The sequence below is a fragment of the Thiomonas sp. DCM-2 genome, assembly GCF_056820905.1.
On the sequence record NZ_CM165962.1, the window covers coordinates 2790761 to 2816714 of the forward strand.

Here is a 25954-nt window from a genome sequence, read left to right on the forward strand (position 1 = left end):
AATTGAGATGCAATTTTATATCGCACAGCTCGCATCGTGGAATTTCACAGCATTTTCCGTGAAATATTGCCAGCTCATTTCACATCCGCCTGCCTATCATCGCGTCACCGCAATACAAGGGGAGTCTGTCCATGTGTGGAATCGTCGGCGCCGTGGCGCAACGCAATATCGTTCCGGTTCTGATCGAGGGGCTGCGCCGCCTGGAATACCGGGGCTACGACTCCTGCGGCGTCGCCGTCTATGCCAACGGCCAGCTGCAGCGTGCGCGCAGCGTGGCGCGCGTGGCCGAGCTCGACGCGCAGACGCATGACCTGCAGGCCTTCACCGGCATCGCCCACACCCGCTGGGCCACGCACGGTGCCCCCACCACCAGCAACGCGCACCCGCATTTTTCCGCCGGGCCGAACAAGGCTGCCGAGTCGGCGCACATCGCCGTGGTGCACAACGGCATCATCGAAAACTACGAGGCCCTGCGCGCCATGCTGCGCTCGGACGGCTACCAGTTCGAAAGCCAGACCGATACCGAAGTCATCGCCCACCTGATCGACCATCTCTACGCCGGTGATCTGTTCGAGGCGGTGCAGGCGGCCACCCGGCAACTGCATGGCGCCTATGCGATTGCCGTGTTCAGCCGGGAAGAGCCACACCGCATCGTCGGCGCGCGCGAGGGCTCGCCGCTGGTCGTCGGGCTCGGCAAGGGCGAGAACTTCCTCGCCTCCGACGCGCTGGCGCTGGCCGGCACCACCAACCAGTTCATCTACCTCGAAGACGGCGACGTGGCCGATCTGCAGCTCGGCAAGGTGTGGATCGTGGACCGGGATCACAAGCCGGTGGAGCGCGAGGTGCGCACCATCACGGCCCACACCGCCGCGGTCGAGCTCGGCCCCTACCGCCACTTCATGCAGAAGGAAATTTTCGAGCAGCCGCGCGCGATTGCCGACACGCTCGACAGCATCCAGGCCATCACCCCGGCGCTGTTCGGCGCGCAGGCCGCCGCCGTGTTTCCCGCCATCAGCGGCGTGCGCATCCTGGCCTGCGGCACCAGTTTCTACGCGGGGCTGACGGCCAAGTACTGGATCGAATCCATCGCCCGCGTGCCGGTGGATGTGGAAGTGGCCAGCGAATACCGCTACCGCGACTCGGTGCCCGACCCGAGCGCGCTGGTCGTGGTCATCTCGCAATCGGGTGAAACCGCCGACACCCTGGCAGCGCTCAAGCACGCCAAACAGCTCGGCCACACCCACACCCTGGCCGTGGTGAATGTCGCCACCAGCGCGATGGCGCGCGAGACCGCGATGCAGTTCTTCACCCGCGCCGGCACCGAAATCGGCGTGGCCTCGACCAAGGCCTTCACAACCCAGCTGGTTGCGCTCTACCTGCTCGCCGGTGCACTGGCCCGCGCCAAGGGACGGCTGAGTGACGAATCCGAAGCCGCCATGCTCACCGCGCTGCGTCACCTGCCTGCGGCCGTGCAGAGCGTGCTGGCGCTGGAGCCGCAGATCATCGCGTGGGCTGAAGCGTTCGCCCGCCGCGAGAACGCCCTGTTCCTCGGCCGCGGCATGCACTATCCCATCGCCCTCGAAGGCGCGCTCAAGCTCAAGGAAATCACCTACATCCACGCCGAGGCCTACCCCGCAGGCGAGCTCAAGCACGGCCCGCTGGCGCTGGTGACCGACGCCATGCCCGTGGTCGCGGTGGCCCCGCGCGACGCCCTGCTCGACAAGCTCAAGAGCAATCTGCAGGAAGTGCGCGCCCGCGGCGGCGAGCTCTATGTGTTCGCCGACGCCGACGGCCAGATCGAGGCCAGCGACGGCGTGCACCTCATCCGCCTGCCCGAGCACTATGGCGACCTCTCGCCCATCCTGCACGTCGTACCGCTGCAGCTGCTGGCCTACCACACCGCCACCGCGCGCGGCACCGATGTGGACAAGCCGCGAAACCTGGCCAAGAGCGTGACCGTGGAATGAGGCCGGGCGGACGGTTCAGGCTGATGGCTGTTCGCTGGCGCGCATCACACTGAACAAGGCTCCGAGCGCGGCCATGCCCGCTGCGACGATCAGGCCGACCTGGGGAGCATTGGCTCCGGCCATCAGATGAAAGACCACCGAGCTCCCCACGGCGCCTGCGGTCTGGCCCGAAAGCCGTGCGGTGGCCTGCATGCCGCCAGCCGCCGCGCTGCGCTCACGGGGGGCGGCAAGCAGCATGTTGCGGTTGTTCGGCACCTGGAAGAAACCGAAGCCCAGGCCGCACAGCACGGTGCTGGCAACGAGGGGGAGCAGGCGCTGCTCCTGCGGGGAGGGCGGCTTTGCGCAAAGCCCTTCAAGCATCAGCGCGCCGACTCAAAAGAAACGCGGCCCTTCCTGCATCAGCGCCACCTGCTCGCGCAGTTCGAGAATGCGGTCCTGCCAGTAGCGCGCACTGCCGAACCACGGGAAGGCGGCGGGGAAGGCCGGATCGTGCCAGCGGCTGGCGATCCAGGCGCTGTGGTGCAGCAGGCGCAGGGTGCGCAGGGCTTCGATGAGGTGCATCTCGCTCGCATTGAAGTCGCGGAACACGGTGTAGCCGCGCAGCAGCGCGTCGAACTGGCGGCGCGTGTCGGCGGCGTCGCCGCTGAGCAGCATCCACAAGTCCTGAATCGCCGGGCCCATGCGGCTGTCGTCGAAGTCGACGAAATGCGGGCCGTCATCGGTCCACAGCAGATTGCCGGGATGACAGTCGCCATGCAGCCGCAGCCCTTGCACCGGGCCCGCGTGCTCGTAGCTGCGCGCCACAAGGTCGAGCGCCTGGTCGCTGATGCCGGTCCAGGCCGGGCGCAGGTCTGGGGGAATCCAGTCGCCGTCCAGCAGCACCTGGCGCGGCGCCTGGCCGAAGGTCTCGATGTCCAGCGCGGGGCGGGCGCGGTACGCGGCGCTCGCCCCGACTGCATGAATGCGCCCGAGAAAGCGACCCAGCCATTCCAGGGTCTGCTCCTGCTCAAGCTCAGGCGTGCGGCCACCCTGCCTGGCGAACAGGGCGAAGCGATGGCCTGCGGCGTGGTGCAGTGTGCGTCCGCCGATCAAGAGCGGCGGCACCACGGGAATCTCGCGTGCGGCGAGTTCGAGGGTGAAGGCATGTTCCTCGAGGATGGCGGCATCGCTCCAGCGACCGGGGCGATAGAACTTGCCGATGCGCTGGCTGCCGTCCTCGAGCCGGATCTGGAACACGCGGTTCTCGAAGCTGTTGAGCTGCAGCAGCGTGCCGTCGCAGCGCAGGCCGAGGCTGTCGATCGCATCGAGCACGGCGTCCGGCGTGAGGTTGGCGTAGGTGAGTGCGGCGCTCATGCGGCAGGCGTCAGACGCTTGAGTTCCACGGCGACGGATGCGGTGTCGGTGTTGATCCAGATAGCCCCGTCCTGCACCAGACACAGCAGTTTCATCGTGCGTGCGGTAAGCGCAGCCAGCGCCTGACTGGTCTGCGCGGGAAGCTGGAACACCTGCAGGTTCTGCAGCCGCCCGATCTTGCCCTCGATCTGCTTCCACCACACCGGGCAACTGCTGGAGTGGCACACGACAACCACCTGCTCAGCGCGCCCGCAGGCCTTGCGCAGGCGGCTTTCGTCGGGCTGTCCGATGTCGATCCAGAGCGTGATCTGGCCGGTCAGATCCTTCACCCAGATCTCGGGCTCGTCCACGTCGAACAGGCCCTTGGTCAGCGCGATGCCGTCCTGCGCGTGCAGTGCGAGCATCAGCACCCGCACCATCATGCGCTCATCGGTTTCGGAGGGATGACGGGCAATGGTCAGCGCATGATCGGCGTAGTAGTGCCGGTCCATGTCGGCCACCTGCACATCGGCTTTGTAGATGGTTGCTTTCAACGCCATGATCGGACTCGCTCGCAGGCAAACGCACATTGTGCTTTGAATGAGCCGATCACAGCGGCTCCTGCCATCACGGTGTGTCGCGTCGGCGCGCTGCAACGTGCCCGCTCACCGCCGCGCCGTCATGCGGCTTCAGGCGGGCAAAACCCGGCAAGGCGAGCAGCGGCAACACCGCGAGCAGCAGAAACGTGGCGTGAAAGCTCTCCAGCGAGGGCGGTGCGTGATGCGGCGCGAGCAGCCCCAGCCAGGCGGCACCGAGCGACACGCCGAAGCTCACCGTCAGCTGTTGCAGCAGGCCGCCCAGGCTGGTTGCACGGCTGAGGCGCTCGGGCGCGATGTCGGCGTAGGCCAGGGTGTTGGAGGTCATGAACTGGGTGCCGCGCACCAGACCGTACAGCACGATGATCACGCCGATCCACGCCGCCCCGGTGTGGCGGCCGATCAGGGCAAAGCTGGCCAGGCTGGCCGCGCAGGCCACCGCGCTGCCGAGCAGCAGGTGGCGAAAACCCAGTCGTCGCAGCGCACCGCCCACGGTCACCCGCACCAGCGGCGCAGCCAGGGCGGAAAGGAAGGTCAGCGCGCCAGACTGCACCGGGCTCATGCCCAGCCCCAGTTGCAGCATGACCGGCAGCAGATAGACCGGGCCATTCATCGCCACCCGGCACAGTCCACCTGCAAGCGTGGCGATGGCGAACGCCCGCTCGCGCAGCAGGCTCAGATCGACTGCGGGATGGGCGCGCGTGCGGCTGTGGCGCGAGAACGCCAGCAACAGCACTGCCGCGCTCAGCGCCATCGCGGCGAGGGCGCCGCCGGGCAGGTGCGCGGTTCCTTCGAGCACGGCTTGCAGCAAGCCGACAGCCAGGCCAAACAGAAGGAATCCGCCCAGATCGAACGGGGGCGTTTGCTGTGCATTGTGCGCACGCAGATATCGGGCCGCCAGCGCCATGCCGAGCAGACCGAAGGGCAGGTTGACGAAAAAAATCCAGCGCCAGGACAGCGCGGTTGTCAGGTAGCCGCCCAGCAGTGGACCGATGACTGGCCCGACGATGGCGGGCAGCGTGGCATAGGTCATGGCCTTGACCAGCTGCGCGCGCGGAAAGCTGCGCAGCAGGATCAGACGACCGACCGGCGTCATCATCGCCCCGCCCAGCCCCTGCACCACACGCATGGCAACCAGCATGGCAAAGCTGTCGGCAAGACCGCACAGCGCCGAGCCCAGAGTGAACAGGCCGAGAGCCGCAATGAACACACGGCGCGCGCCGAAGCGGTCGGCGCACCAGCCGCTCAGCGGGATGAACACCGCCAGCGTGAGCACATAGGCACTCACTGCCAGACTCATCTGCACCACACCGACCTGCAGCGCCCGCGCCATGTCCGGAATCGCGGTGGTCACGATGGTGGCGTCGAGCTGCTCCATCAGGAAGGCGATGGCCACGATCATCGCCAGCAGCGGCCGCGCCTGGGGCGGCGCATTGTTGGGCTCGGGGCAGTTCGCTGTCGTCACAGGCTGGGAGTGCACAACCGCGGACAAGCGGAATCCGGAATCAATGGACGTCCGCCCTGATCGGCGCGGCCGCGGTGAGTGAGCGAGTTGGTCATCAGTCCGCCTGGGCAAGTGACGATTGTCCAACAAGACGCCGCTTGCTGGCGGCTGCTGTTGCGCCAAGGCGGCGACGCGAAAAATCAAGCTGCCCCTGCAGTTGTGCCCGGCAAGCCGCGATCTGCACTGCAGCGCGTGCGCACGTCAGTCCACTTTGTGTGAAAAAACTCGCAGTTCGAGCCGCGATGTGTCTTGAATTTACAGTGCGTTTTTGTGCCATTCCCTACACTCATTCCCATCAAAATGAGCAGGAATGGTGTGCGGTCTGTGGCACCAGGCGGCGCACGATTTCAGACGAACATCGCAAATCTCTGTCTTGACGACATCTGACAAACCCATCCACGCCGCGCCCTACAGGGCGCCGCAGACGCATCGCGACTCCTCGATGGATCAGTCCCACCCGGCCTGCAAAACCCGCCGCCCGCAAAAGGCGCTGCTCGTCCTGAACCTCTCGGGTTACGCCATCGGCGCGCTCACGATCCTGGGCTATGGGCTGCTGGGCCTGCTGCCTGTGACCGTGGCGGGGGCCTATTTTGTGGTGGGTGCGCTGGTCAATGGCGGGCTGTATGTCTGGATTCGAGGCCTGCCGGTCGAGGCCGTGCGCGCAAAGCGCTATCCGACCTTCGTCTTTCTGCTGCTCAACGTGGCTGTGCAACTGGGGTTCGCGGTGTGGCAGCCGCAGATCGCGTTCATCGCCCTGCTGATCCTGATCGGCATCGTGCCGATGGAAGTGCTGCGCTTTCGCCGCCGTCAGATCGTGCTGCTGTATGGGCTGATTGCCACGATGACCTTGATCGCCTTGCTGCTCAGCAAGGGACAGTGGAGCATCCCCGCCGAAGGCTGGGCGCAGCAGATGCTGCTCTGGCTCGCCTTCACCGAGGCGCTGGCATTCAGTTTCGTCATGCAGTTGTTCAAGGAGCGCTACAGCCGCAAGCTGCTGCAACACACCGAACAGATCCAGCACGAATTCAAGACCGTGCGCACCATCGCTTACCGCGACGACCTCACTGGCCTGGCCAATCGCCGCGCCTTCATGCAACAGCTCAATGCCGTCCTGAGCAAACACCCTGACCGCGCCCTGGCCGTGGGCATGATCGACCTGGACCGCTTCAAGGTCGTCAACGACCGTCTGGGACACGCGGTCGGCGACCAGTTGCTGATCGCTGTCGGCCAGCGCCTGCATGGCGCACTGCGCCAGAGCGATGTGCTGGCGCGCCTGGGCGGGGATGAATTCGTGGTGATGTTCACCCATTACACCTCGCTCGATCAGTTGCGCCAGGTGGCCGACCGCCTGGTCAAGAGCATGGAACAGGAGTTCGTGGTGCAGGGGCACGCCATGCAGCTTGGCCTGTCACTGGGCATCGTCATCCAGCAACAGGCACAACCCGTGGATGCGCTCACCTTGATGCGGCGCGCCGATCTGGCGATGTATGCCGCCAAGGAAGGCGGACGCCAGCAATTGCGCATCTTCGACCAGCACATGGAAGACGCGCTGCAGGAAAGGGACCGCCAGCTGCACTGGGTGCTCGACGCACTGCGCGACAACCGGCTGGAGCTGCACTATCAGCCCATCCTCTCGTTCGATCCCAAGGCCGGCGCCAGCGGTGTGGGCATCTACGGGGCGGAAGCCCTGCTGCGCCTGCGCGACGCCGATGGCGTGCACAACGCGGGCGAGTTCGAGGCGGTGCTCGATGATGAGCAGATCGGTGTTCCGGTGGGCCGATTCGTGCTGTCTGCCGCGCTCGAGCAGGCACAGCGCTGGCATGTGGAAGGCCACAACATCCAGGTCAGCATCAACATCAGCCCGCGGCATTTCCTCGATCCGCAATTTCTTTCTGAATTGCGCACGGCACTGGAGCGTCACCCGCAATGCCCGCCCGAGTTGCTGGTGCTCGAAGTGACCGAGCACGGCTCGGAGCTCGACGGCAGGATGGCCGGTTTCGTTGTCAACCGCTGCCGCAGCCTGGGCGTGCGTGTGGCGCTCGACGACTTCGGCACCGGCAGCGCCAGCCTCACCCATCTGCAAAAGCTCGAGGTGTCTTCGGTGAAAATCGACCGCAGCTTCACCCGTGATCTGTTCACCAGCGGCGCCGGGCTGAGCATCACCTACGGCCTGCTGCGTACCGCGGCGCTCATGGGGCTGAACGTCGTGGCCGAAGGGGTGAGCACGCCACAACATGCCCTGGCGCTGGCCGCCATGTCCTGCCGCCGCTTTCAGGGCTATGCCATCGCCCGGCCGATGACTGCCGACGCCATGGGGGCCTGGCTGGCCCGGTGGCGCGAATACCTCCCCTGGGCCGCCGTGCTGCCCAGGCAGGCGGAAATTTCGCCCGACGCGATTCATGCCCTGGTCCAGCACAACAACACCGCCCTGCACGCCGAGCGCGGCACCATCAACGCAGAAGAGCGTGCCCAACTCATCAAGACCGATGCCCAACAGCACTGCGCCCTCGGCCTCTGGTGCCATGACAACGCCGCACGCTACAGCAACCGCCCCGGCTTTCTGCGCCTGATGCGCGAACACCATGTGTTTCATACCCGCTTGCGGGAAAATCTGGTCGCCACGCAAGCGGACACAGAACAGATGGCGAACAACGCCCTGGGCGAACAGAGCCGCATCATTCGGCACCAATTCTGGAACCTGATCCTGCTGGGCGTCGGCACCTCTGCCGACCCGAGCGCGACCGACGCATTCCCGCGCATCACCGACGGCGCGTTCGACCCCGCTCCAGCCGAGCCGGGCAGCTTCCTGCCAGGCGACTCAGGGCTCTCGCTCGTGCGCTGAACGTGCTGCCACCGGGATGAACGACTTGCCATGCGGCAACACTGCACGGACACTTCACGACAAACACCACACACTCCGCCCGTTCTCATGCATTGCGTTTCTCACCCCGCATCCGTGCCGGCTCTGCGTCCCTCCAGTCGAACATGACACCGCAGCTCCCGGTTCAGGACGATTCGTCTTCGGCGCAGGCCTCCCTGCCGACGGTCACCATCGCAGGCTATGCGCTCTATGCGCTGCTGCTGCTGGCGTATGCCACCCTGGGTCTGCTGCCGTGGGTGGCTGCGCTGGCCTACGCCCTGCTGGGTGCCACGGTCAATCTGGCCGTGCTGAACTGGATGCTTTACGCCCCTTCCCAGGACGCCCGCATCCGCTTTCCCGCATCGCTCTATCTGTTGCTCAACGCGGGGTTGCAGCTGCTGTTCTTCGCCCTGCTGCCCAGCCTGGGCGGCCTGTTCATCCTCCCCTTGATCGCCCTGATGCCGGTGGCGGCGCTGCATGCGCGGCGGCTGCAGGCTGCCCTGAGTACCGTGTTTCTGGCCGCGCTCACCTGGGCTGCCGTTCTGCTGAGTCAGGGAACGATGCAGCTGCCGATGCGCAACTGGCAAGAGCGCAGCCTGGCCTGGATCGCGCTGCTGGCCGTGCTGGCGTTCGGCGCGGTGCTGGTTGTCGTGATCGAAGGCTTCAACCGTGCGCTCATCAAGGACAACCTGCGCCTGGGCAATGCCTACAAGGCCCTGCGCCGCTTTGCCCTGCGCGACGATCTGACGGGTCTGGCCAATCGCCGCATCTTTCTCGAATACCTCAATGACCTGATGCAGCGCCACCCCGGGCGGCCGCTGACCATTGGCCTGATGGATCTCGACCGCTTCAAGGCGGTCAACGACCGACTCGGCCATGTGGTGGGCGACCAGCTTCTGATCGCCGTGGGCCAGCGCCTGCGCTCGGTGCTGCGCGAGGGCGATCTGCTGGCCCGTTTTGGCGGCGACGAATTCGTGGTGCTGCTGCCGGGCTACAGCACCGAGCAGCACTTGAGCTTCATCGCCAAGCGGCTCGTCGGCTGCATCGAACAGCCCTTTCTCATCCAGGGCAACAATCTGCAGATCGGCTTGTCGCTGGGCCTGGTAGTGCAGCGGGTGGACGCACCGGTGGACGCCGAAACCCTGGTGCGACGCGCCGATATGGCCATGTACGCGGCCAAGAAAAACGGCCGCCAGCAATACCGCATCTTCGACCAGCAGATGGAAGATGCCATGCAGGAGCGCCACCGCAAACTGCAATGAGTGCAGTCCGCGCTGAACGACAACCGGCTGGAGTTGCAGTATCAACCCATCCTGTCGCTCGAACCGCCTTCGGCTTCCATCCCGGCAACCCGGGTGCAGATCAACGCGGTCGAGGCCTTGCTGCGGCTGCGCGACGCCGCGGGCCTGCACCGCGCCGCCGCCTTCGAGTCGGTGCTCGACGACGATACCCTCAGTGTGGCGGTCGGCCGCTTCGTGCTCGCCGCAGCCATGCGGCAGATCGACGCCTGGTTCGGTGCGGGCAAACGCCTGCAGGTGAGCGTGAACATCAGCCCGCGGCATTTTCTCGACCCGCAGTTTCTCTCCGATCTGCGCAGCGTGCTGGAGCAGCATCCGCAGTGTCCGCCCGAACTCCTCGCGCTGGAGCTCACCGAACATGGCTCCGAACTCGATGGATCCATGGCGCGCTTCATGGTGGCGCAATGCCGCCAGATGGGCGTGCAGGTCATTCTCGACGACTTCGGCACCGGCAGCGCCAGCCTGATCCATTTGCAGCAGCTTGAGATTTCCTCGGTCAAGATCGACCGCAGCTTCACCCACGATCTGTTCAGCAGCGGCGCGGGTCTGAGCATCACCTATGGCCTGCTGCGCATCGCCGAACTGATGGGACTGCCGGTCGTGGCCGAAGGCGTGAGCTCGGCGCAGCATGCGCTGGCCCTGGTCTCGATGGGCTGCACGCGGTTTCAGGGCTATGCCATTTCGCCCCCGCTGTCGGCCGCCGACTTCGAACCCTGGATGGCGCAGTGGCAGCAGCAGATTCCGTGGACCGCCTCACTGGGCAAGCAGCCGTCCATCTCGGCAGAGGCCATTCAGGCGCTGGTGTGGCACAACGCGGTGGCCATGCGCGCCCAGCAAGATCTGCTCAGCGAAAGCGAACGCCAGGACTTGCTGCAACCCAACGCGGCACTGCGCAGCGAACTGGGTCAGTGGTGTCAGGCCCACCAGGCAAGCTATGCCGACCGGCCCGCTTTCCTGCGCCTGATCCGCGAACTGCATGTATTCCATACCCGGCTGCGCGAGCAGCTCTCCACCAAGAGGCCGATCGAGCCCGTGCAGGCCGCGCAACTGAAAAATCACAGTCGCATCGTGCGGCACCAGTTCTGGAATCTGGTGCTGGTGGGCATTCCCGCTGCCGCAGGCGCGGCGCCGATCCACCCGCAGCCAGAAGACTCGCGAGCAGCCGGGTTTGCCACCTCGCGGCAGCCCACCCTGCCGCATGAGGGCAATACTGAATAAGTCCTTGTGATGCTGCGCGCCGGGGGCTTGTTCCGTGTTGCCTCAGGTCAGCCTTCGACCACCCGCACCTGCTGCGCCGCGCGCTTGGCTTTGGCGCGCGCGAGGTCTGTCGATTCGGCCCGCGCCAGCGCCACGCCCATGCGGCGTTTCACAAAACTCTCGGGCTTGCCGAAGAGCCGCAGATCGGTGCCCGGAATGGCCAGCGCGGCGTCTACTCCTTCAAAGCGCACGCCCTGCGCCTGCACGCCGCCATAGATCACGGCGCTGGCGCCTGCGGTCTTCAGCGCCGTGTCCACGGGCAGGCCGAGAATGGCCCGGGCGTGCAGCTCGAACTCGCTCTGCCACTGCGTGATCAGCGTGACCAGCCCGGTGTCATGCGGGCGCGGGCTGACCTCGCTGAACCACACCTGCTCGCCCTTGACGAACAGTTCCACGCCGAAGATGCCGCGCCCGCCCAGCGCCTCGGTGATGCGGCGCGCGATGTCGCGACTGCGCTGCAGCGCGACCGGTTGCATGGGGTGCGGCTGCCAGCTCTCCACATAGTCTCCGGCCACCTGCACATGGCCGATGGGATCGCAGAAATCCGTGCGCACGGCACCGTCAGCTCCCACGCTGCGCACCGTGAGCTGGGTGATTTCGTAATCGAAGTCGATGAAGCCTTCGACGATCACGCGGCTCTGCGCCACGCGCCCGCCGGACATCGCCGCTTCCCAGGCCGAGCGCACGTCGGCCGGGCCGTCGAGCTTGCTCTGCCCCTTGCCCGACGAACTCATCACCGGCTTGACCACGCAGGGATAGCCGATGCCCCCGTCGATCGCGGCCTGCAGCGCCTCGAGAGAGTCGGCAAAGGCATAGGGCGACGTGGCCAGACCCAGTTCCTCGGCGGCCAGGCGGCGGATGCCTTCACGATTCATGGTCAGCCGCGCCGCACGGGCGGTGGGAATGACCGTGACCACACCCGCAGCCTCCAGCTCCTCGAGCACCGGCGTGGCAATGGCCTCGATCTCGGGCACCACCAGATGCGGCTTTTCCTGCAGGATGAGGGCGCGCAGCGCCTCCGGATCGCTCATCTGGATGGTGCGGGCATGGTGCGCCACCTGCTGTCCCGGCGCGTGGTCGTAGCGGTCCACCGCAATGGTCTCCACCCCCAGGCGCTGCAGCGCGATGAGCACTTCCTTGCCCAGTTCGCCGGCGCCGAGCAGCATCACGCGAGTGGCCGAAGGGGACAGCGGGGTGCCGATGGTCGTCATGTCTCGAATCTCCCGAATGAAAAGGCTCAGAAGGCGCCGGCCAGGGCATTGACCGTCAGCGCCAGGATCACCACATTGAAAAAGAACGCCGCCACACTGTGCAGCAGCACCAGGCGGCGCACATGCCGCCCGGCAATGTTCACGTCCGAGGTCTGAAAGGTCATGCTCAGCACCACGGAAAAATACAGATAGTCCCAGTAGTCGGGCACCTGGTTGTTGGGGAACAGCAGCGCAGGGTCTCCCACCGCGCGCGACGCGTAGTCGCTGTGGGCATATTGCAGCGCGAAGATCACCGAGAAGAACAACCACGACAGCACGATGCTGCTGCCGGCCAGCGCCAGCGTGCCGGGATGGCCGCGCACCGCAGTCAATTCCACCGACAGCGCAGCGAACACCGCGCTCGACAGCAGCAGGCTGAACAGCAGCACCGTCCAGCGACCCTCGGTTTCCAGCTCGGTGCGGCGCTTGAGCGTTGCGGTCGTGGCATGCGCCATCATCCACGCGGTGGTCACCAGAAACAACAGCGCCCCGGCGTCGAAAGCCCACAGAAGGGCAAGCACTTGCGGCATCTGCCCGCCCAGCACCCACCACAGCCCGAGACCGAGCGCCAGCGAGGCGCTCAGCCGTGGACGTTGGCGCAGGGTGCTATAGAGGGCGAGGAGCGGATTGGCCATGGGGATGGAAGTGTAGAGGGCGGAACCCGCAGACAGTCGGCAGGCTTGCAGGAGCCTGTCGGGCTGGGGACGCGGATGACTCCCAGGAGTCTGTCTGACTTGGGAATCGCGGGCAGCAAATCCGTTGCCGCAGCGCGCCGCACAGCCCTTTTTTGCCCTCCGCGCCCCAAGCCCGACAGACTCCTAGAATTGCGCACCGCAGCACATCCTGCGCCTTCCCGCCCCTCCCTCTCCGACACCCATGAGCGCCGACACCTCTCTCGCCCCGCCCGACCTGTCGCACATCGCCCCGCGCGAGCAGGCCGAAATCCTCGCCCAGGCCCTGCCCTATATCCGCAAATTCCATGGCAAGACTCTGGTCATCAAATACGGCGGCAACGCCATGACCGATCCGGCGCTGCAGCAGGACTTTGCCGAAGACGTGGTGCTGCTCAAGCTGGTGGGCATGAACCCGGTGGTGGTGCACGGCGGCGGACCGCAGATCGACGAGGCGCTCAGCCGCGTGGGCAAGAAGGGCACCTTCGTGCAGGGCATGCGGGTGACCGACGACGAGACCATGGAAGTGGTCGAGTGGGTGCTGGCCGGGCAGGTGCAGCAGGACATCGTCGGCCTGATCAACCACGCCGGCGGCAAGGCCGTGGGCCTGACCGGGCGCGACGGCGGACTGATTCGCGCGCGCAAGCTGCGCATGCGCGACCGCGACAACCCCGAGGCCGAGATCGACGTCGGCCAGGTGGGCGAAGTGGCCGCGATCGACCCATCGGTGGTCAAGGCGCTGCAGGACGATCAGTTCATCCCGGTCATCTCGCCGATCGGCTTTGGCGAGGACAACGCCGCGTTCAACATCAACGCCGATGTGGTCGCTGGCAAGCTGGCCGAGGTACTGCGCGCCGAGAAACTGCTGCTGCTGACCAATACCCCGGGCGTGCTGAACAAGAAGGGCGAGCTGCTCACCGATCTGACCGCGCACGAAATCGACGCGATGTTCGCCGACGGCACCATTTCCGGCGGCATGCTGCCCAAGATCGCCTCGGCGCTGGACGCGGCCAAGTCCGGGGTCAACTCGGTGCACATCGTCGATGGCCGCATTCCGCATGCCATCCTGCTCGAAGTGCTGACCGAGCAGGCCTTCGGCACCATGATCCGCTCGCATTGAGCCCGCATTGAACCCCCTCGCACTGGCCTCGTTCAGCGGCGGCAAGGACGCGATGCTCGCCGTGCACCGCGCCCGCGCGCAGGGGCTCGAGGTGCGCTGGCTGCTGGCCATGCTGGAGGAGACCGGAGCGCGCCTGCGCAGCCACGGCGTGCCGCTGGCGCTGCTGCAGGCGCAGGCGGATGCGCTCGGGCTGGAACTGCTGACCGCAGCGGCAAGCTGGGACGACTATCAGGCCGTGTTCGTCGCGCAGTTGCAGGCACTGGCCGCGCGCGGCGCGCAGGCGGCGGTGTTTGGCGACATCGACCTGCAGCCGCACCGCGATTGGGAAGAACAGGTCTGCGCGCAGGCCGGTCTGCGGGCGCATCTGCCACTGTGGGGCGAACCCCGGCGCGCGCTGGCCGATGCCTTTCTTGCGCAGGGCTGGCGCGCCCGGGTGGTGTGCGTGGACAGCCGCCATCTGGACGATGCGTTCTGCGGCCGCGAATTCGACGCCGATTTCATCGCCAGCCTGCCGGCGGGCGTCGATGCCTGCGGTGAAAACGGCGAGTTCCACACCTTCGTGTTCGACGGGCCGGGCTTTTCCCGTCCGGTGGCGCATCGGCTGGCTGGGCTGCGCGCCTGGACCGCGCCGGCGCGCTTCGGTGCGGTGCGCTACTGCTTTGCCGACCTGGAGCCGGCCGATGCGGCGTGAGTCTTGCCAGACCGTCTGGCTGCTCGACCTGGACAACACCCTGCACGACGCTTCGTGGCGGGTGTTCCCGCTGATGAATGCCGAGATGACCGCGTTCATCGCGCGGCATCTGGGTGTGGACCGCGACGAGGCCAACCGCATCCGCGCGCAGTTCTGGCACCGCTACGGCGCCACGCTCCTCGGGCTGATGCATGAGCACGGCGTGAACGTCACGCAGTTCTTGCGCGAGACGCACGCCTTCCCGCATCTGCCGCGCATGTTGCGCTGCGACGCCAGCGAACGTGCGGCACTCGCCCGCCTGCCCGGGCGCAAGCTGGTGCTGACCAACGCGCCGCGCGACTATGCCCGCCGCGTGCTCAAGATCCTGAAGCTCTGGCCGCTGGTCGACGGGCTGATTGCGGTGGAGGACATGTGGATGTTCGGTCGGCTGCGCCCCAAGCCGGATGCGCGCATGCTGCGGCATGTGCTGGCGCGCCATCGCCTGCGCCCTGCGCGTTGCGTTTTGGTCGAAGACACCCCCGGGCACCTGCAGGCGGCGCGGCGCATCGGCCTGCACGGCGCATGGATGGTGCGCTACGCCCGCCGCGCGCAGCGCAGGCGGCGCGACCTGCCGATGGAGCGCACCGGGCTGCACGGCCGCCCGGCTTTCGTCGCCGCGCGCATCCACAGCCTGCGCGACCTGCGCTGAGGCTCAGTCGACGTCCAGTGCGTCGCCCAGTTCCTTCGCCCGCTGCGCCGCGGCGTGCAGTGCGCGGCCAATGGTTGCCTGCATGTCCGCCGCGTCGAACACCGCCAGCGCCGCCGCGGTGGTGCCGCCCTTGCTCGTGACATTGGCACGCAGTGTGGCCAGCGGCTCGCTGCTGCCCTGCGCCAGGGCCGCCGCACCCGCCAGCGTGGCCAGCGCGAGTTCACGCGCCTGCGCGGCGGTGAGGCCAAGCTCCTCACCCGCGCGGCTCATGGCCTCGGCCAGATAGAACGCATACGCCGGGCCGGAGCCAGACACCGCGGTCACGGCATCGAGCAGGTCCTCGCGCTCGACCCATACCCGCGCGCCCGCAGGCGCGAGCAGCGCATCGGCCACGGCGCGATCGGCGGCGCTGGCCTGCGCGCTGGCATACAGTCCGGTGATGCCCTGGCCGATCAGCGCCGGGGTGTTGGGCATGGTGCGCACCAGGCGCTGCGCGCCGGTCTTGCGGGCGATCGCCGCGCAGCGCACCCCGGCCATGATGCTGACCTGCAGCGCATCGGCCAGATGCGGCCGGCAGTCGGCTGCGGCCTGTGCGAACTGCTGCGGCTTGACCGCCCAGACCACCGCCTGCGCATCACGCAGTTCCGCGCCCGGTGCGTCCAGCAGGCGCACGCCCCCGAAGCGCTGCTGCAGCCGCTGGCGCTGCTCGGCAAACGGCTCGACGACCAGAATCCGCGCGGCCATGGCTCCGGCGCCGAGCAGCCCGCCGATCAAGGCGCTGCTCATATTGCCGCCACCGATGAAGGCGACGATGGGAAGGGAAATCCCTGACGGGTTGGAATGGGACGTGGTCGTGTTCATGCGTGCATTATTCCTGCAAGACGGCACCACCGATTCACCGATAATTCATGTCCCATGCGCATCCTCGCCCTCGACACCAGCACCGAAGCCCTGAGCGTGGCGCTCAGTGTGGGCGACATCTGCCAGACCCGCGACGAAGTCGGCGGTGCGCGCGCCTCGCAACGCCTGCTGCCGCTGTGCGCCGAACTGCTTCAGGCCGCCGGGCTGCGGTTCGCCGATCTCGACCTGATCGGCATGGGCGCCGGGCCCGGCGCTTTCACCGGTCTGCGGACCGCCGCGTCGGCAGCGCAGGGCCTGGCCTACGCCCTGGACATTCCGGTGGCCCGCGTCGACACCCTGATGGCACAGGCGGAAACCGCCTTTCCGCTCCTGCACGCCAACGGCACGGTGCAGTGCAACCCGGCGCAGATCGAGCCCGGCAGCATCGTCCTCGCAGCAAACGACGCCCGCATGGGCGAGATGTACTGGGCGCTGTTTCAGGCCGACGGCGCAGGCTGGCAGCACCTTCATCCTCCGGCAGTCCACTCCCCCGAGCATGCCTTGCTGGCCTGGGCCGAAGTTCTGGCCGCCCTGCCCGTGCGTCCCGGTGCAAACGCGCCGCCGCTGCTGGCCTGCGGCAATGCCTGGAGCCCGCATGCGGAAGGCCTGTCCGCCGCATGCGCCCGCCTGCCTGCCAACAACCCGCGCCTGCACGCGCTGCACCGCGCCGTGCTGCACGCGACCGACTGCACGCCCTCCGCGGCAGCGGTCGCGCGGCTGTCACGGCAGCAGCATGCCGCCGGGCGCACGGTGGCGGCCGCGCAGGCGCAGCCAATCTATGTCCGCGACAAGGTGGCCCTCACAACGGCCGAACGCGAACTCGCCCGCGCATGAACGCCCGCCTGCGCCCCCACGACGACCCCGCCGCAGCCGGGCAGATTGCCTATGCCCTGCGGCAGATGACCCCGGCCGACCTCGACGCCGTGGTGCAGATCGAGAACACGGTCTACACCTTTCCCTGGAGCCGCGGCAACTTTGCCGATTCGCTCACCGTGCAGTATCACGCCCAGGTCCTGACCGACCAGTCCAACACCGTGCGCGGCTACTTTGTCGCCATGCCCGGCGTGGAAGAAATGCACCTGCTCAACATTTCCGTTGCACCGGAAGTGCAAGGCCAGGGACTGAGCCTGCTGATGCTCGACGCGGTCACCCTGCTCAGCCGGGCCGACGGCGCCCACCTGTTGTGGCTGGAGGTGCGTCCCAGCAACACGCAGGCAGTGCGCATCTACGAGCGCTACGGCTTCTATCCCATCACCCGACGGCGCGACTATTACCCGGCGCAGGACGCGAACGGACGCCCCTGCCGCGAAGATGCCCTGGTGATGTCCGCGCAGGTCGGCGACCTGCTGCAGCGCCGCGGCCTGCGCACGGCGCCTATCGGCTGAATCCATGCCCGACCTTCCCGACCAAGCCGCCACGCCGGGGCCGCACATCACCCGGCAAACCGTGCGGTGGACGCAGGCGCTTGGCCTGGGGCCGCTGTTCGTGCGACGCAGCGTGCTGGAGCAACAGGCAACGCCGCGAAGCGCCGCGCCCGCCGTTCCCCCTGCCGTGGTGGCACCCGTGTCTGACGCCTCGGCTGCGCGGGCCACTGCGGTGGCCAAGCCACGCATCGCCGGCCAGCCGTCGCCTGCAACCCTCTCGGCATCCAGCACGGAGCGGGCCAGCGCGATTGCCCGCATGGGCTGGGAGGAGCTGCACGCAGCCACCCAGACCTGTCGTGCCTGCAAGCTGGGCGGCAGTCGGCATCAGGCCGTGTTCGGCAGCGGCTCCACCCACGCCCGCTGGATGATCGTGGGCGAAGCCCCGGGCGCGGAGGAAGACCGCCAGGGCGAGCCTTTTGTCGGCGCTGCCGGACAGTTGCTCGACGCCATGCTGCACGCCATTGGCCTGGATCGCGGCGCCGACGATCCGCAACGCGCTGTCTATATCGCCAACGTGCTCAAGTGCCGCCCGCCCGGCAACCGCAACCCGGAGCCAGAAGAAGTGGCCCAATGTGCCCCCTTGCTGCAGCGCCAGATCGCCCTGCTTCAGCCCAGCCTCATTCTCGCGCTCGGACGCTTTGCCGCGCAATGTCTGCTCGGCAGTAATGCGCCCATCAGCCAGTTGCGGGGTCAGGTGCATCATGTCTCTGGCATTCCGGTGATCGTGAGCTATCACCCCGCCTACCTGCTGCGCAACCCGGCAGACAAGGCGCGCGTCTGGCGGGATTTGTGTTTCGCACGCGACACGGTGAGCAGGTCAGCGCCGGGTTGAGAGCGCCCCCAGACCTGACGCGTGCGCGTCAGGCCCCCCGAGGGGGTCAAGGAATCTTGGGACGGCCCGGCGATTCCTTGAGAGCGCCCCCAGACCCGACGCGTGCGCGTCAGGCCCCCCGAGGGGGTCAAGGAATCTTGGGACGGCCCGGCGATTCCTTGAGAGCGCCCCCAGACCTGACGCGTGCGCATCAGGCCCCCCGAGGGGGTCAAGGAATCTTGGGGCGGCCCGGCGATTCCTTGTGCGTTTGCGGTGCCCTCGCATCATTGTGGAATCATGTGACATATTTCACACTTTTTGCACTGCGTTTTGGCGATATGGGGGTTGACCCCGAGCACGATACCTCCTCGCCACCCGAACAATGTAAACATCGTGAACGAACGATGCACGCCGGCACAACATCGGGGGTACGGCACAGACATGGCCTACAAACTGGAGAGAGACATGCAAATCGATACCGCGTTTTTCATCAATGCCATCGGCATTGCCATCATGATCTATGGCCTGGTGGACGTGCTGCTGTTGCGCAGCAAGATTCCCGGTGGCCAGGTCGGCAAGGCCTGGAAGATGCTCACCTTGCTGATCGGGCTGTTTACCGTGGGCTATCTGGTGTCGCCATTCTTCAGCACCCTGCCTGCAGATTCGATCCGCATGATCGTCTCGCTGATTTTTCTCTTCGGCGCGGTGTATGTGATTCTGACTGTGCGTCTGCTCTATCGCATCATTGCCGAACTGGCCGCCTGAGCCGATTGGTTTGCCCATGCAAAAAGCCCGGTTGAACACCGGGCTTTTTGCTGTGCACACCGCCGCCAGGCGGCTCAGCGCATTTCGTCGCGGATGTACAGATCGCCCTTGAGGCTGGCGATGTAGGCCGCGATGTCTTCCAGATCCTGCTTGTTGTACTGGGCCACCATGCCGCTCATGATGGCGTTGTTGCGGCCGTACAGCGGGGTCTGGTGCTTGGCCTGGTACTGCTGCAGGGCGTGGAACAGATAGCTCTGATACTGGCCGGCCAGCTTGGGATAGTTGGGGGCGATGGGCTTGTCCAGACCCGCGCCGTGGCAGGCGATGCAGCCGCCCTTGTTCACCAGCTCTTCACCCTTCTTGATGTCCGCCGCGCTGGCAACCTGTGCCATCAGCAGGCTGGCCGCAGCCAGCAATACGTATTTTTTCATTCTGGTTCTCCCCGCTTGTTATTTGATGGGCTGCCCTTTGGCCACGGCGTAATAGGCGGCGATGTCCGCCATCTGCTGGTCGGTCAGCGACGCCGCGACTGCACGCATGGTGGGGAAACGGCGATTGCCGTTCTTGTATTCCTTCAGTGAATCCACGATGTACTGCGCGCTCTGCCCATTGATCATCGGCACGGCATAGATTTCAGGGAAGGAGGAGCGATAGCCGCCCCCCATGTTGTGACAGCCTTGGCAGGTGGCCACGAGCTTGGCACCCTCGGCAGCGTTACCAACCACGTCCTGCGCGTGGGCGGAGGCCGCCAGCATCAGGGAAGCGAGAAAGAGGACTTTTTTCATTGCAGGCACGAGAGTCTGAAGAGCCAACGAACAAGCGCCCCATTATAGGGAGGCCCTACGCACATTCGCGTCATTTTGTCGCAGTCAAGGCTTAACGCGTTCCTGAATTGACAAAACGCAGACTCCATGTTTTTGAATCAGGTTGTAACTTCCGAAGGCCGCCCTGTCGCGAGCGCTGCTTCGGGACGCTGCACCAGCGGACGCTCGACATGTTCGACCCAATCTTCCGGCAGCATGGTGCAGAGCTGCGCCCGGACCTTGTCGGCCTGCGCCTGTCCGGCAACTTCTTCGATGAGCAGCAGGCATTCCTGCAGGGCCAGCAGCAGGGCATCCGACTGATCGGCCGCGCGCAGGTGCGCCCGCGCGGGGCCGCTGTGGTGACCGAGCGTCCGCTCGATCATGTCGAACATGTACATGCGCGACAACGCAATGGAACGCCGGGGCGTCGGCGCCACTGCCTGTGCCAGCTGCGCAGCCGGGACTGCGGAAGGAGCCAACGGCGGGGCGGCACGCGCCACGCCGACCCTTTCGACATGCCCCGAGGCAAGCAGGTCCTGCGCCAATGGCAACACGGCATCGCCCATCAGGGCACACAGCTCGCCGAGGGAGCGACGACCATCGCACAGGATCAGGACATGCCGCTGCTTCGCGCCCAGCGCCTGGCTGCGCTGCTGCTGTTCGCGCCGACCCAGCGCCGTCTTGGACAGCACGTCCTCCAGACTCAATTCAGACATACGTCCCCCTCAATCAGGGGGAACACTGTAAAGAGCGTGCATGACTCTACCGTGACAGAGCAGCGGTAAAAAAATGCAACAACCCTGCATTCTCATCAGAATGTCAGCATCGCTCTGCAAGAATCTGCGTCACTGAAGCCATCCCGCGCACGGATTCACCACCAAAACCGCCCATGCATCTCTACCTGTTGGCCATTGCCGCGCTCCAGGGCGTGACCGAACTGTTCCCCATCTCCAGTCTGGGTCACAGCATCCTCATTCCCGCACTCTTTCATTGGCCGATCGACCGCACGGCGGACTGGTTTCTGCCCTTCATCGTGGTACTGCACCTGGGCACGGCCACGGCGCTGCTGATCTACTTCTGGCGCGACTGGGCGCGGCTCATCACAGGCTGGCTGCGCGCAAGCGGCAAGGCGTCCAACCCAGACGCCCGGCTGTTGTGGCTGATTGTCGTGGGCACCATTCCGGCTGGTCTGTTGGGCTTGCTGCTTTCACACAAGATCAAGGCGCTGTTCGGTGGGTTCACCTTCGCGGCCGTTGCGCTCATGCTCAACGGTCTGCTGCTGCTCGGCGGCGACTATCTCAAGCACCGGCGCGGGCTGGTTGAGCTGCCCAGGCTGGGTTGGTCGCGTGCCTTTCTGGTCGGGCTGGCGCAGGCACTGGCGCTGATCCCGGGTTTTTCGCGCTCCGGCGCCACCCTGGTGGCCGGTCTGGGGTTGGGGCTGAACTATGCCGATTCGGCGAAGTTTTCCTTTTTGCTCGCCACCCCCATCATCGCCGCAGCCGGGGTGCTGGAAGTGCCCAAGCTGCTGCACGCCGGGGTGCCACACGACCTGCTGGGCACCATCGCCATCGCCGGTGTGCTGGCGGGTGTGTTCGCCTGGCTGTCCACCTGGTTCCTGATGCGCTGGTTCACCGATCACGAGATGAAGGCGCTGCGCCCGTTCGGCATCTATTGCCTGCTGCTCGGCGCCATCGCCTTATTTGTGGGTTGACCGCGCGCTCCGCAGCAGGGTCTGCACCGCGCCGACCCGCCTGCGGCTGACCGGGAGAGTGTCCGCCACGCCATGCAGGTGCAGGGTCCACGCACCGGCATCGGCGTCGGCGCCTGCGTTTTCCTGCTCCAGAGGGCCGTCCGCGGGATGGGCCGGACGCTCCAGGCTGCGAATCGCAGGGGCGGCAACCAATGCGCTGCGATGAATGCGCACGAAATGCCCGGGATGGCGCTGCTCCAGATCGGCCAGGGAGATGTCCACCAGGTACTGCTGCTGTGCGGTCTGCACCGCGGTATACTTGGACTCGGCGCGGCAATAAAGAATGTCGGTCAAGGGCACGCGCTTGAGCGCCCCGCGGTCCTGCACGGTCAGATAGACCGTGTCGACAGCGGGCACCGATGGCTGCGCCGCACCCTGGGCGCGCAGCCACAACAGGGCCTTGCCCATGGCCTGCGCCAGCCGTTCGCGCCGCACCGGCTTGGTGAGATAGTCCACCGCCGCCACCCCAAAGGCATCGAGGGCGTGTTCCTCGTGTGCGGTGACGAACACGATGGCGGGGTGATGCATGCCCGGATCGCCAGCCAGCCGACGCGCCAGTTCCATGCCGTTCTGGCCCGGCATCTGGATGTCGAGCAGCAGCACGTCGAACCGCTGCGCGCGCAGCAGGGCCCAGGCCTCTGCGGCGTCGGCAGCGTCGTCCACTGTGGCCTGCGCGGTCTCGGGCAGTTCGGCCAGCAGGCGGCGCAGGCGGCTGCGCGCCAGAGGCTCATCGTCAATCAGCAGCACGTTCATAGGGGCAAGCGTAACCGCGCGCGCCAGCGGGGCGCACCCTCCTCCACCACCTCGCCCTGATCGACCTCGGCGGCAATGTCGTACAGCAGGTGCAGGCGCTGGCGGATGTTGCGCAGCGCGGTGCCGGTGCCGTTGCGGCGTGGCGCGGGCGCGTCGTTCATCGCGGGCAGATCGTTGCGCACCGTCACCTCGATCTGTCCCAGCCGCCGGCCGACATCGATGTCGATCCGCACCGGGCGGCTGCTGCGCTCCACGCCATGCCGCACCGCGTTCTCCACCAGCGGCTGCAGGGTGAGCGTGGGAATGCGGATCTGCAGCAGAGAGTCATCCACCGTCCATTGCACCTGCATGCGCGCCCCGAACCGCACCGATTCGATGTCGAGATAGCGCCGCGCCAGGTCGATCTCCTGCTCCAGACTGACCAGGGTGCCGGGCTTGCCCACGCTGGCGCGGAACAGCTCGGCCAGATCGTCCAGCACCGCCTCGGCCCGCTCGGGTTGCTCGCGCACCAGCGCGCTGGCCGCATTCAGGGTGTTGAACAGAAAATGCGGACGGATCCGCGACTGCAGTTCGCTCAGCCGCGCCTGCATGTCGATCGGGGTAAAGGCGCGGGCGCGCAGTTGCAGGTAATGCACGAACACCAGTGCCAGCGCAGCCCCGGCGAGCGCCGCCTGCCAGGGCTGCTGCGCCGCTCCGGGCGCCAGCACGGCAAACAACGGCTGGACCATCAGATTCAGCCCCAGCGCGGACGCGCCGCCCAGCGCGGCCGAGACCCCCAGAACTGCGGCAGCGGCGCGCAGGCGCCAGAAGCGCTGCGTCATGCACATCAGCGCCAGCCACAGCAGGGCCGCGGGCTCCACCCACGAGAGCAACAGGAGCATCGGGACATGGCCATCGCCCGCCGGCAGTCGCATCAGCACAACCAGGGCCAGCAGGGCGTTGAGCGCCAGCAGGGCGCGCACCAGGCTGCCGGCCCCACAGATATCGAGGCGCACTGCCGTATCGTTTTGTGTGACCGGTTCCGCCATGTCCCTGGTGTTGCAGGCCCATCCTGCAAGGCTTCTCTAAAATTGATCGATTCCGACACTGGCGCCGCGACGCCTTTTCCCCAAGCCTCCCCATGCACGATCAATTCGAACACAAGCAGCAAGCCTGGTCCGCGCGCTTCTCTGAGCCAGTCAGCGATCTGGTGCAGCGCTACACCGCCTCGGTGGGCTTCGACAAGCGCCTGGCGCTGTTCGACATTGCCGGGTCGCTCGCGCATGCCACCATGCTCACCGAGCAGGGCATTCTGAGCGCGGACGATCTGGCGTCGATCGAGCGTGGCATGGCGCAGATCCGCACCGAAATCGAATCCGGCGCATTCGAATGGAAGCTCGAACTCGAGGACGTGCACCTGAACATCGAAGCGCGCCTGACGCAGCTCGTGGGCGATGCGGGCAAGCGTCTGCACACGGGTCGCAGCCGCAACGATCAGGTGGCCACCGACATTCGCCTGTGGCTGCGCGACAGCATCGACCAAACCCTCCATCAGCTGCGCGCCCTGCAGCGCGCGCTGGTGCAGCTTGCTGCGCAGCATGCCGACACCATCATGCCGGGCTTCACCCATCTGCAGGTGGCACAGCCGGTGAGCTTCGGCCACCATCTGCTGGCCTATGTGGAAATGTTCGGCCGCGATGCCGAACGTCTGCGCGACTGCCGTGCCCGTGTCAATCGTCTGCCCTTGGGGGCCGCGGCGCTGGCCGGCACCACTTTCCCGATCAACCGTCCGCGCGTGGCCGAGTTGCTGGGGTTCGACGGCGTGTGCCAGAACTCGCTCGACGCGGTGAGCGACCGTGACTTCGCGATTGAATACAGCGCCTGCGCCGCGCTGATCATGGTGCACATCAGCCGCTTCAGCGAGGAGCTGGTGCTGTGGATGAGCCCGGCGTTCGGCTTCATCGACCTGGCCGACCGCTTCTGCACCGGCTCGAGCATCATGCCGCAGAAAAAGAACCCGGACGTGCCCGAACTCGCGCGCGGCAAGACCGGGCGCGTGACCGGCCATCTGATGAGCCTGCTGATGCTGATGAAGGGGCAGCCCCTGGCCTACAACAAGGACAACCAGGAAGACAAGGAGCCGCTGTTCGACACCGCAGACACGCTCGTCGACACCCTGCGCATCTTCTCCGACATGGTGGGGGGCATCCGCGTCAAGGCGGCCGCGATGGAGCGCACCGCGCTGCAGGGCTATTCCACCGCCACCGATCTGGCCGACTATCTGGTGAAGAAGGGCCTGCCGTTCCGCGACGCGCATGAAGCAGTGGCGCATGCCGTGCGTTTTGCGGTCGAACGCGGCATGGGCTTGGAGGACATCAGCCTGGACGACCTGCGCAGTTTCTCGCCGCTGATCGCAGAGGACGCGCCAGAGGCCCTCAAACTGCAGGGCTCACTGGCCGCGCGAGACCATCTGGGCGGCACCGCACCCAATCAGGTGCGTTCACAGGTGGCGCGCTGGCAAGCTGAACTCGGCGCGGCATGAGGCAGGCAGCGGGCGGCCACGGCCCGCGGCATGGCCGTGCTCAGGCGCGCGGCAGGGTGACGCCGTGCTGGCCCTGGTACTTGCCGCCGCGATCCTTGTAGCTGACCTCGCAGACCTCGTCACTCTCGAAGAACAGCACCTGCGCGCAGCCCTCGCCCGCATAGATCTTGGCGGGCAGCGGCGTGGTGTTGGAGAACTCCAGGGTCACGTAGCCTTCCCATTCCGGCTCGAACGGGGTGACGTTGACGATGATGCCGCAGCGCGCATAGGTGCTCTTGCCCAGGCAGATGGTCAGCACATTGCGCGGGATGCGGAAGTACTCCATGGTGCGTGCCAGCGCGAAGCTGTTGGGCGGAATGATGCACACATCTCCGCGAAAATCGACGAACGATTTTTCGTCGAAGTTCTTCGGGTCGACGATGGTGCTGTTGATGTTGGTGAAGATCTTGAATTCGTTGGCGCAGCGGATGTCGTAGCCGTAGCTCGAGGTGCCGTAGCTGATGATGCGATGGCCACCAGCCTCGCGCACCTGGCTGGGCTCGAAGGGCTCGATCATCGCGGTGTTTTGCGCCATGCGGCGGATCCACTGATCGGATTTGATGCTCATGATGTCGGGGCAGTCTGGTTCAGCCGGGCTGCTGCAAGAAGACGGAAAGCCGCAACCATACCGCATCGACAGGCGCATCGATGCGCACACGCTTGCGCCGCGTGGTCAGTCCACTCTTGATGTGCACAGCGCGACGCGGCAGCGCGCAACACGTCGCCAGAAAGTCGGTCAGTGCAGCGTTGGCCTTGCCGTCCACCGCGGGCGCGCCCAGCCGCACCCGCAGCATGTCGCCGTGTTCCCCGTCGAGTTCCGTGCGTCGCGCATTGGGCACGACATGCACATCGAGCAGACTTGCTGCGCCGTCGGGATGAAGCCAGGCGGGATGGCGAGACGATGAGGACATGCAGATCGCAGAAATGAAAAACCCGGGCGGCCTGCCCGGGCTG

27 protein-coding genes are annotated in these 25954 nt (G+C 66.4%); 13 read left to right on the forward strand and 14 right to left on the reverse strand.

Features of this window, described 5'->3' with window-relative positions; all coding sequences use genetic code 11:
• The first annotated feature begins 131 nt into the window (after nucleotides 1–131).
• Complete coding sequence (gene glmS / locus AC1ZQA_RS13585) at nucleotides 132–1967, forward strand: glutamine--fructose-6-phosphate transaminase (isomerizing) (protein WP_482677384.1); 1836 nt, start codon at nucleotides 132–134, stop codon at nucleotides 1965–1967.
• A gap of 15 nt (nucleotides 1968–1982) precedes the next feature.
• Here the strand turns inward: glmS and AC1ZQA_RS13590 are convergent, their stop codons facing one another.
• The 4 genes from AC1ZQA_RS13590 to AC1ZQA_RS13605 form a co-directional block, all read right to left on the reverse strand.
• Nucleotides 1983–2327, reverse strand: a complete 345-nt coding sequence (locus tag AC1ZQA_RS13590; protein WP_482677385.1) for a hypothetical protein — start codon at nucleotides 2325–2327, stop codon at nucleotides 1983–1985.
• Nucleotides 2328–2339: 12 nt separating this feature from the next.
• Nucleotides 2340–3320: a serine/threonine protein kinase gene (locus AC1ZQA_RS13595; protein ID WP_482677386.1), complete on the reverse strand. Its 981-nt coding sequence runs from the start codon at nucleotides 3318–3320 to the stop codon at nucleotides 2340–2342.
• Nucleotides 3317–3859, reverse strand: coding sequence for a YaeQ family protein (locus AC1ZQA_RS13600; protein ID WP_482677387.1), 543 nt, complete (start codon nucleotides 3857–3859; stop codon nucleotides 3317–3319). Before AC1ZQA_RS13600 ends, AC1ZQA_RS13595 begins: the two co-directional genes overlap by 4 nt.
• Before the next feature lie 67 nt (nucleotides 3860–3926).
• Nucleotides 3927–5387 (reverse strand): MDR family MFS transporter, encoded by a 1461-nt coding sequence (locus tag AC1ZQA_RS13605; protein ID WP_482677388.1) that lies wholly within the window; start codon nucleotides 5385–5387, stop codon nucleotides 3927–3929.
• A 385-nt stretch (nucleotides 5388–5772) separates the two neighbouring features.
• Here AC1ZQA_RS13605 and AC1ZQA_RS13610 point away from each other — a divergent pair, with 385 nt between their 5' ends.
• The 3 genes from AC1ZQA_RS13610 to AC1ZQA_RS13620 all read left to right on the forward strand — a co-directional run bounded on the left by AC1ZQA_RS13610 (nucleotide 5773) and on the right by AC1ZQA_RS13620 (nucleotide 10775).
• The gene (locus AC1ZQA_RS13610) at nucleotides 5773–8241 is read left to right on the forward strand and encodes a putative bifunctional diguanylate cyclase/phosphodiesterase (RefSeq protein WP_482677389.1); all 2469 of its coding nucleotides are present in this window, start codon (nucleotides 5773–5775) and stop codon (nucleotides 8239–8241) included.
• Nucleotides 8242–8384: 143 nt separating this feature from the next.
• Nucleotides 8385–9521 (forward strand): diguanylate cyclase domain-containing protein, encoded by a 1137-nt coding sequence (locus AC1ZQA_RS13615; protein ID WP_482677390.1) that lies wholly within the window; start codon nucleotides 8385–8387, stop codon nucleotides 9519–9521.
• Nucleotides 9522–10775, forward strand: a complete 1254-nt coding sequence (locus AC1ZQA_RS13620; RefSeq protein WP_482677391.1) for an EAL domain-containing protein — start codon at nucleotides 9522–9524, stop codon at nucleotides 10773–10775. It abuts the gene before it with no gap.
• Between the two features lie 47 nt (nucleotides 10776–10822).
• On the opposite strand, the gene purT is transcribed toward AC1ZQA_RS13620, so the two are convergent.
• Nucleotides 10823–12025, reverse strand: coding sequence for a formate-dependent phosphoribosylglycinamide formyltransferase (purT, locus tag AC1ZQA_RS13625; protein ID WP_482677392.1), 1203 nt, complete (start codon nucleotides 12023–12025; stop codon nucleotides 10823–10825).
• A gap of 26 nt (nucleotides 12026–12051) precedes the next feature.
• Complete coding sequence (locus AC1ZQA_RS13630) at nucleotides 12052–12699, reverse strand: DUF1345 domain-containing protein (protein WP_482677393.1); 648 nt, start codon at nucleotides 12697–12699, stop codon at nucleotides 12052–12054.
• Between the two features lie 241 nt (nucleotides 12700–12940).
• On the opposite strand from AC1ZQA_RS13630, the gene argB reads away from it, so the two are divergent.
• From argB to AC1ZQA_RS13645, 3 genes are read left to right on the forward strand one after another with little or no spacing between them, the layout of a single operon-like run.
• The gene (argB, locus tag AC1ZQA_RS13635; RefSeq protein WP_482677394.1) at nucleotides 12941–13855 is read left to right on the forward strand and encodes an acetylglutamate kinase; all 915 of its coding nucleotides are present in this window, start codon (nucleotides 12941–12943) and stop codon (nucleotides 13853–13855) included.
• Nucleotides 13856–13862: 7 nt separating this feature from the next.
• Nucleotides 13863–14546 carry a Dph6-related ATP pyrophosphatase gene (locus AC1ZQA_RS13640; protein ID WP_482677395.1) on the forward strand — a complete coding sequence of 228 codons (684 nt, stop codon included), beginning with the start codon at nucleotides 13863–13865 and terminating at the stop codon, nucleotides 14544–14546.
• Entirely contained in the window at nucleotides 14536–15234 is a 699-nt protein-coding gene (locus AC1ZQA_RS13645; protein WP_482677396.1) for a pyrimidine 5'-nucleotidase, read from the forward strand. Before AC1ZQA_RS13640 ends, AC1ZQA_RS13645 begins: the two co-directional genes overlap by 11 nt.
• Nucleotides 15235–15237: 3 nt before the next feature.
• On the opposite strand, the gene proC is transcribed toward AC1ZQA_RS13645, so the two are convergent.
• A complete protein-coding gene (gene proC, locus AC1ZQA_RS13650; protein ID WP_482677397.1) occupies nucleotides 15238–16095 on the reverse strand; it encodes a pyrroline-5-carboxylate reductase in 858 nt (285 codons plus the stop codon).
• 54 nt (nucleotides 16096–16149) lie between these two features.
• On the opposite strand from proC, the gene tsaB reads away from it, so the two are divergent.
• The 4 genes from tsaB to AC1ZQA_RS13670 all read left to right on the forward strand — a co-directional run bounded on the left by tsaB (nucleotide 16150) and on the right by AC1ZQA_RS13670 (nucleotide 19134).
• On the forward strand, nucleotides 16150–16968 hold the full coding sequence (gene tsaB, locus AC1ZQA_RS13655; protein ID WP_482677398.1) for a tRNA (adenosine(37)-N6)-threonylcarbamoyltransferase complex dimerization subunit type 1 TsaB: 819 nt from the start codon (nucleotides 16150–16152) through the stop codon (nucleotides 16966–16968).
• On the forward strand, nucleotides 16965–17519 hold the full coding sequence (gene rimI / locus AC1ZQA_RS13660) for a ribosomal protein S18-alanine N-acetyltransferase (RefSeq protein ID WP_482677399.1): 555 nt from the start codon (nucleotides 16965–16967) through the stop codon (nucleotides 17517–17519). Before tsaB ends, rimI begins: the two co-directional genes overlap by 4 nt.
• 4 nt (nucleotides 17520–17523) lie before the next feature.
• The gene (locus tag AC1ZQA_RS13665) at nucleotides 17524–18390 is read left to right on the forward strand and encodes a uracil-DNA glycosylase (protein WP_482677400.1); all 867 of its coding nucleotides are present in this window, start codon (nucleotides 17524–17526) and stop codon (nucleotides 18388–18390) included.
• A gap of 444 nt (nucleotides 18391–18834) precedes the next feature.
• On the forward strand, nucleotides 18835–19134 hold the full coding sequence (locus AC1ZQA_RS13670) for a hypothetical protein (protein ID WP_482677401.1): 300 nt from the start codon (nucleotides 18835–18837) through the stop codon (nucleotides 19132–19134).
• Between the two features lie 74 nt (nucleotides 19135–19208).
• On the opposite strand, the gene AC1ZQA_RS13675 is transcribed toward AC1ZQA_RS13670, so the two are convergent.
• From AC1ZQA_RS13675 to AC1ZQA_RS13685, 3 genes are all read right to left on the reverse strand, one after another.
• Nucleotides 19209–19565, reverse strand: a complete 357-nt coding sequence (locus tag AC1ZQA_RS13675; protein ID WP_482677402.1) for a c-type cytochrome — start codon at nucleotides 19563–19565, stop codon at nucleotides 19209–19211.
• Between the two features lie 18 nt (nucleotides 19566–19583).
• Nucleotides 19584–19919 (reverse strand): c-type cytochrome, encoded by a 336-nt coding sequence (locus tag AC1ZQA_RS13680; protein WP_482677403.1) that lies wholly within the window; start codon nucleotides 19917–19919, stop codon nucleotides 19584–19586.
• A gap of 137 nt (nucleotides 19920–20056) precedes the next feature.
• Complete coding sequence (locus tag AC1ZQA_RS13685) at nucleotides 20057–20653, reverse strand: hypothetical protein (RefSeq protein WP_482677404.1); 597 nt, start codon at nucleotides 20651–20653, stop codon at nucleotides 20057–20059.
• A gap of 173 nt (nucleotides 20654–20826) precedes the next feature.
• Here AC1ZQA_RS13685 and AC1ZQA_RS13690 point away from each other — a divergent pair, with 173 nt between their 5' ends.
• A complete protein-coding gene (locus tag AC1ZQA_RS13690; RefSeq protein ID WP_482677405.1) occupies nucleotides 20827–21648 on the forward strand; it encodes an undecaprenyl-diphosphate phosphatase in 822 nt (273 codons plus the stop codon).
• Here the strand turns inward: AC1ZQA_RS13690 and AC1ZQA_RS13695 are convergent.
• Together AC1ZQA_RS13695 and AC1ZQA_RS13700 are read right to left on the reverse strand one after the other, a co-directional pair.
• Nucleotides 21634–22440, reverse strand: coding sequence for a LytR/AlgR family response regulator transcription factor (locus tag AC1ZQA_RS13695; RefSeq protein ID WP_482677406.1), 807 nt, complete (start codon nucleotides 22438–22440; stop codon nucleotides 21634–21636). The genes AC1ZQA_RS13690 and AC1ZQA_RS13695 overlap by 15 nt on opposite strands.
• A complete protein-coding gene (locus AC1ZQA_RS13700) occupies nucleotides 22437–23435 on the reverse strand; it encodes a sensor histidine kinase (RefSeq protein WP_482677407.1) in 999 nt (332 codons plus the stop codon). Before AC1ZQA_RS13700 ends, AC1ZQA_RS13695 begins: the two co-directional genes overlap by 4 nt.
• 125 nt (nucleotides 23436–23560) lie before the next feature.
• Here AC1ZQA_RS13700 and argH point away from each other — a divergent pair, with 125 nt between their 5' ends.
• The gene (gene argH, locus AC1ZQA_RS13705) at nucleotides 23561–24961 is read left to right on the forward strand and encodes an argininosuccinate lyase (protein WP_482677408.1); all 1401 of its coding nucleotides are present in this window, start codon (nucleotides 23561–23563) and stop codon (nucleotides 24959–24961) included.
• A 40-nt stretch (nucleotides 24962–25001) separates the two neighbouring features.
• On the opposite strand, the gene dcd is transcribed toward argH, so the two are convergent.
• A complete protein-coding gene (gene dcd, locus AC1ZQA_RS13710; RefSeq protein ID WP_482677409.1) occupies nucleotides 25002–25568 on the reverse strand; it encodes a dCTP deaminase in 567 nt (188 codons plus the stop codon).
• A gap of 19 nt (nucleotides 25569–25587) precedes the next feature.
• On the reverse strand, nucleotides 25588–25911 hold the full coding sequence (locus tag AC1ZQA_RS13715) for a DUF167 domain-containing protein (protein ID WP_482677410.1): 324 nt from the start codon (nucleotides 25909–25911) through the stop codon (nucleotides 25588–25590).
• Between the last annotated feature and the right edge of the window lie 43 nt (nucleotides 25912–25954).

Coding starts and splice junctions, on each gene's coding strand:
- argH (WP_482677408.1), top strand. CDS start 23,561: ATGCACGATCAATTCGAACACAAGCAGCAAGCCTGGTCCGCGCGCTTC.
- AC1ZQA_RS13680 (WP_482677403.1), bottom strand. CDS start 19,919: ATGAAAAAAGTCCTCTTTCTCGCTTCCCTGATGCTGGCGGCCTCCGCC.
- AC1ZQA_RS13670 (WP_482677401.1), top strand. CDS start 18,835: ATGCAAATCGATACCGCGTTTTTCATCAATGCCATCGGCATTGCCATC.
- AC1ZQA_RS13590 (WP_482677385.1), bottom strand. CDS start 2,327: ATGCTTGAAGGGCTTTGCGCAAAGCCGCCCTCCCCGCAGGAGCAGCGC.
- AC1ZQA_RS13715 (WP_482677410.1), bottom strand. CDS start 25,911: ATGTCCTCATCGTCTCGCCATCCCGCCTGGCTTCATCCCGACGGCGCA.
- dcd (WP_482677409.1), bottom strand. CDS start 25,568: ATGAGCATCAAATCCGATCAGTGGATCCGCCGCATGGCGCAAAACACC.
- AC1ZQA_RS13615 (WP_482677390.1), top strand. CDS start 8,385: ATGACACCGCAGCTCCCGGTTCAGGACGATTCGTCTTCGGCGCAGGCC.
- AC1ZQA_RS13690 (WP_482677405.1), top strand. CDS start 20,827: ATGCATCTCTACCTGTTGGCCATTGCCGCGCTCCAGGGCGTGACCGAA.
- rimI (WP_482677399.1), top strand. CDS start 16,965: ATGAACGCCCGCCTGCGCCCCCACGACGACCCCGCCGCAGCCGGGCAG.
- AC1ZQA_RS13685 (WP_482677404.1), bottom strand. CDS start 20,653: ATGTCTGAATTGAGTCTGGAGGACGTGCTGTCCAAGACGGCGCTGGGT.
- argB (WP_482677394.1), top strand. CDS start 12,941: ATGAGCGCCGACACCTCTCTCGCCCCGCCCGACCTGTCGCACATCGCC.
- glmS (WP_482677384.1), top strand. CDS start 132: ATGTGTGGAATCGTCGGCGCCGTGGCGCAACGCAATATCGTTCCGGTT.
- AC1ZQA_RS13695 (WP_482677406.1), bottom strand. CDS start 22,440: ATGAACGTGCTGCTGATTGACGATGAGCCTCTGGCGCGCAGCCGCCTG.
- AC1ZQA_RS13675 (WP_482677402.1), bottom strand. CDS start 19,565: ATGAAAAAATACGTATTGCTGGCTGCGGCCAGCCTGCTGATGGCACAG.
- AC1ZQA_RS13595 (WP_482677386.1), bottom strand. CDS start 3,320: ATGAGCGCCGCACTCACCTACGCCAACCTCACGCCGGACGCCGTGCTC.
- AC1ZQA_RS13600 (WP_482677387.1), bottom strand. CDS start 3,859: ATGGCGTTGAAAGCAACCATCTACAAAGCCGATGTGCAGGTGGCCGAC.
- tsaB (WP_482677398.1), top strand. CDS start 16,150: ATGCGCATCCTCGCCCTCGACACCAGCACCGAAGCCCTGAGCGTGGCG.
- AC1ZQA_RS13645 (WP_482677396.1), top strand. CDS start 14,536: ATGCGGCGTGAGTCTTGCCAGACCGTCTGGCTGCTCGACCTGGACAAC.
- AC1ZQA_RS13630 (WP_482677393.1), bottom strand. CDS start 12,699: ATGGCCAATCCGCTCCTCGCCCTCTATAGCACCCTGCGCCAACGTCCA.
- proC (WP_482677397.1), bottom strand. CDS start 16,095: ATGAACACGACCACGTCCCATTCCAACCCGTCAGGGATTTCCCTTCCC.
- purT (WP_482677392.1), bottom strand. CDS start 12,025: ATGACGACCATCGGCACCCCGCTGTCCCCTTCGGCCACTCGCGTGATG.
- AC1ZQA_RS13665 (WP_482677400.1), top strand. CDS start 17,524: ATGCCCGACCTTCCCGACCAAGCCGCCACGCCGGGGCCGCACATCACC.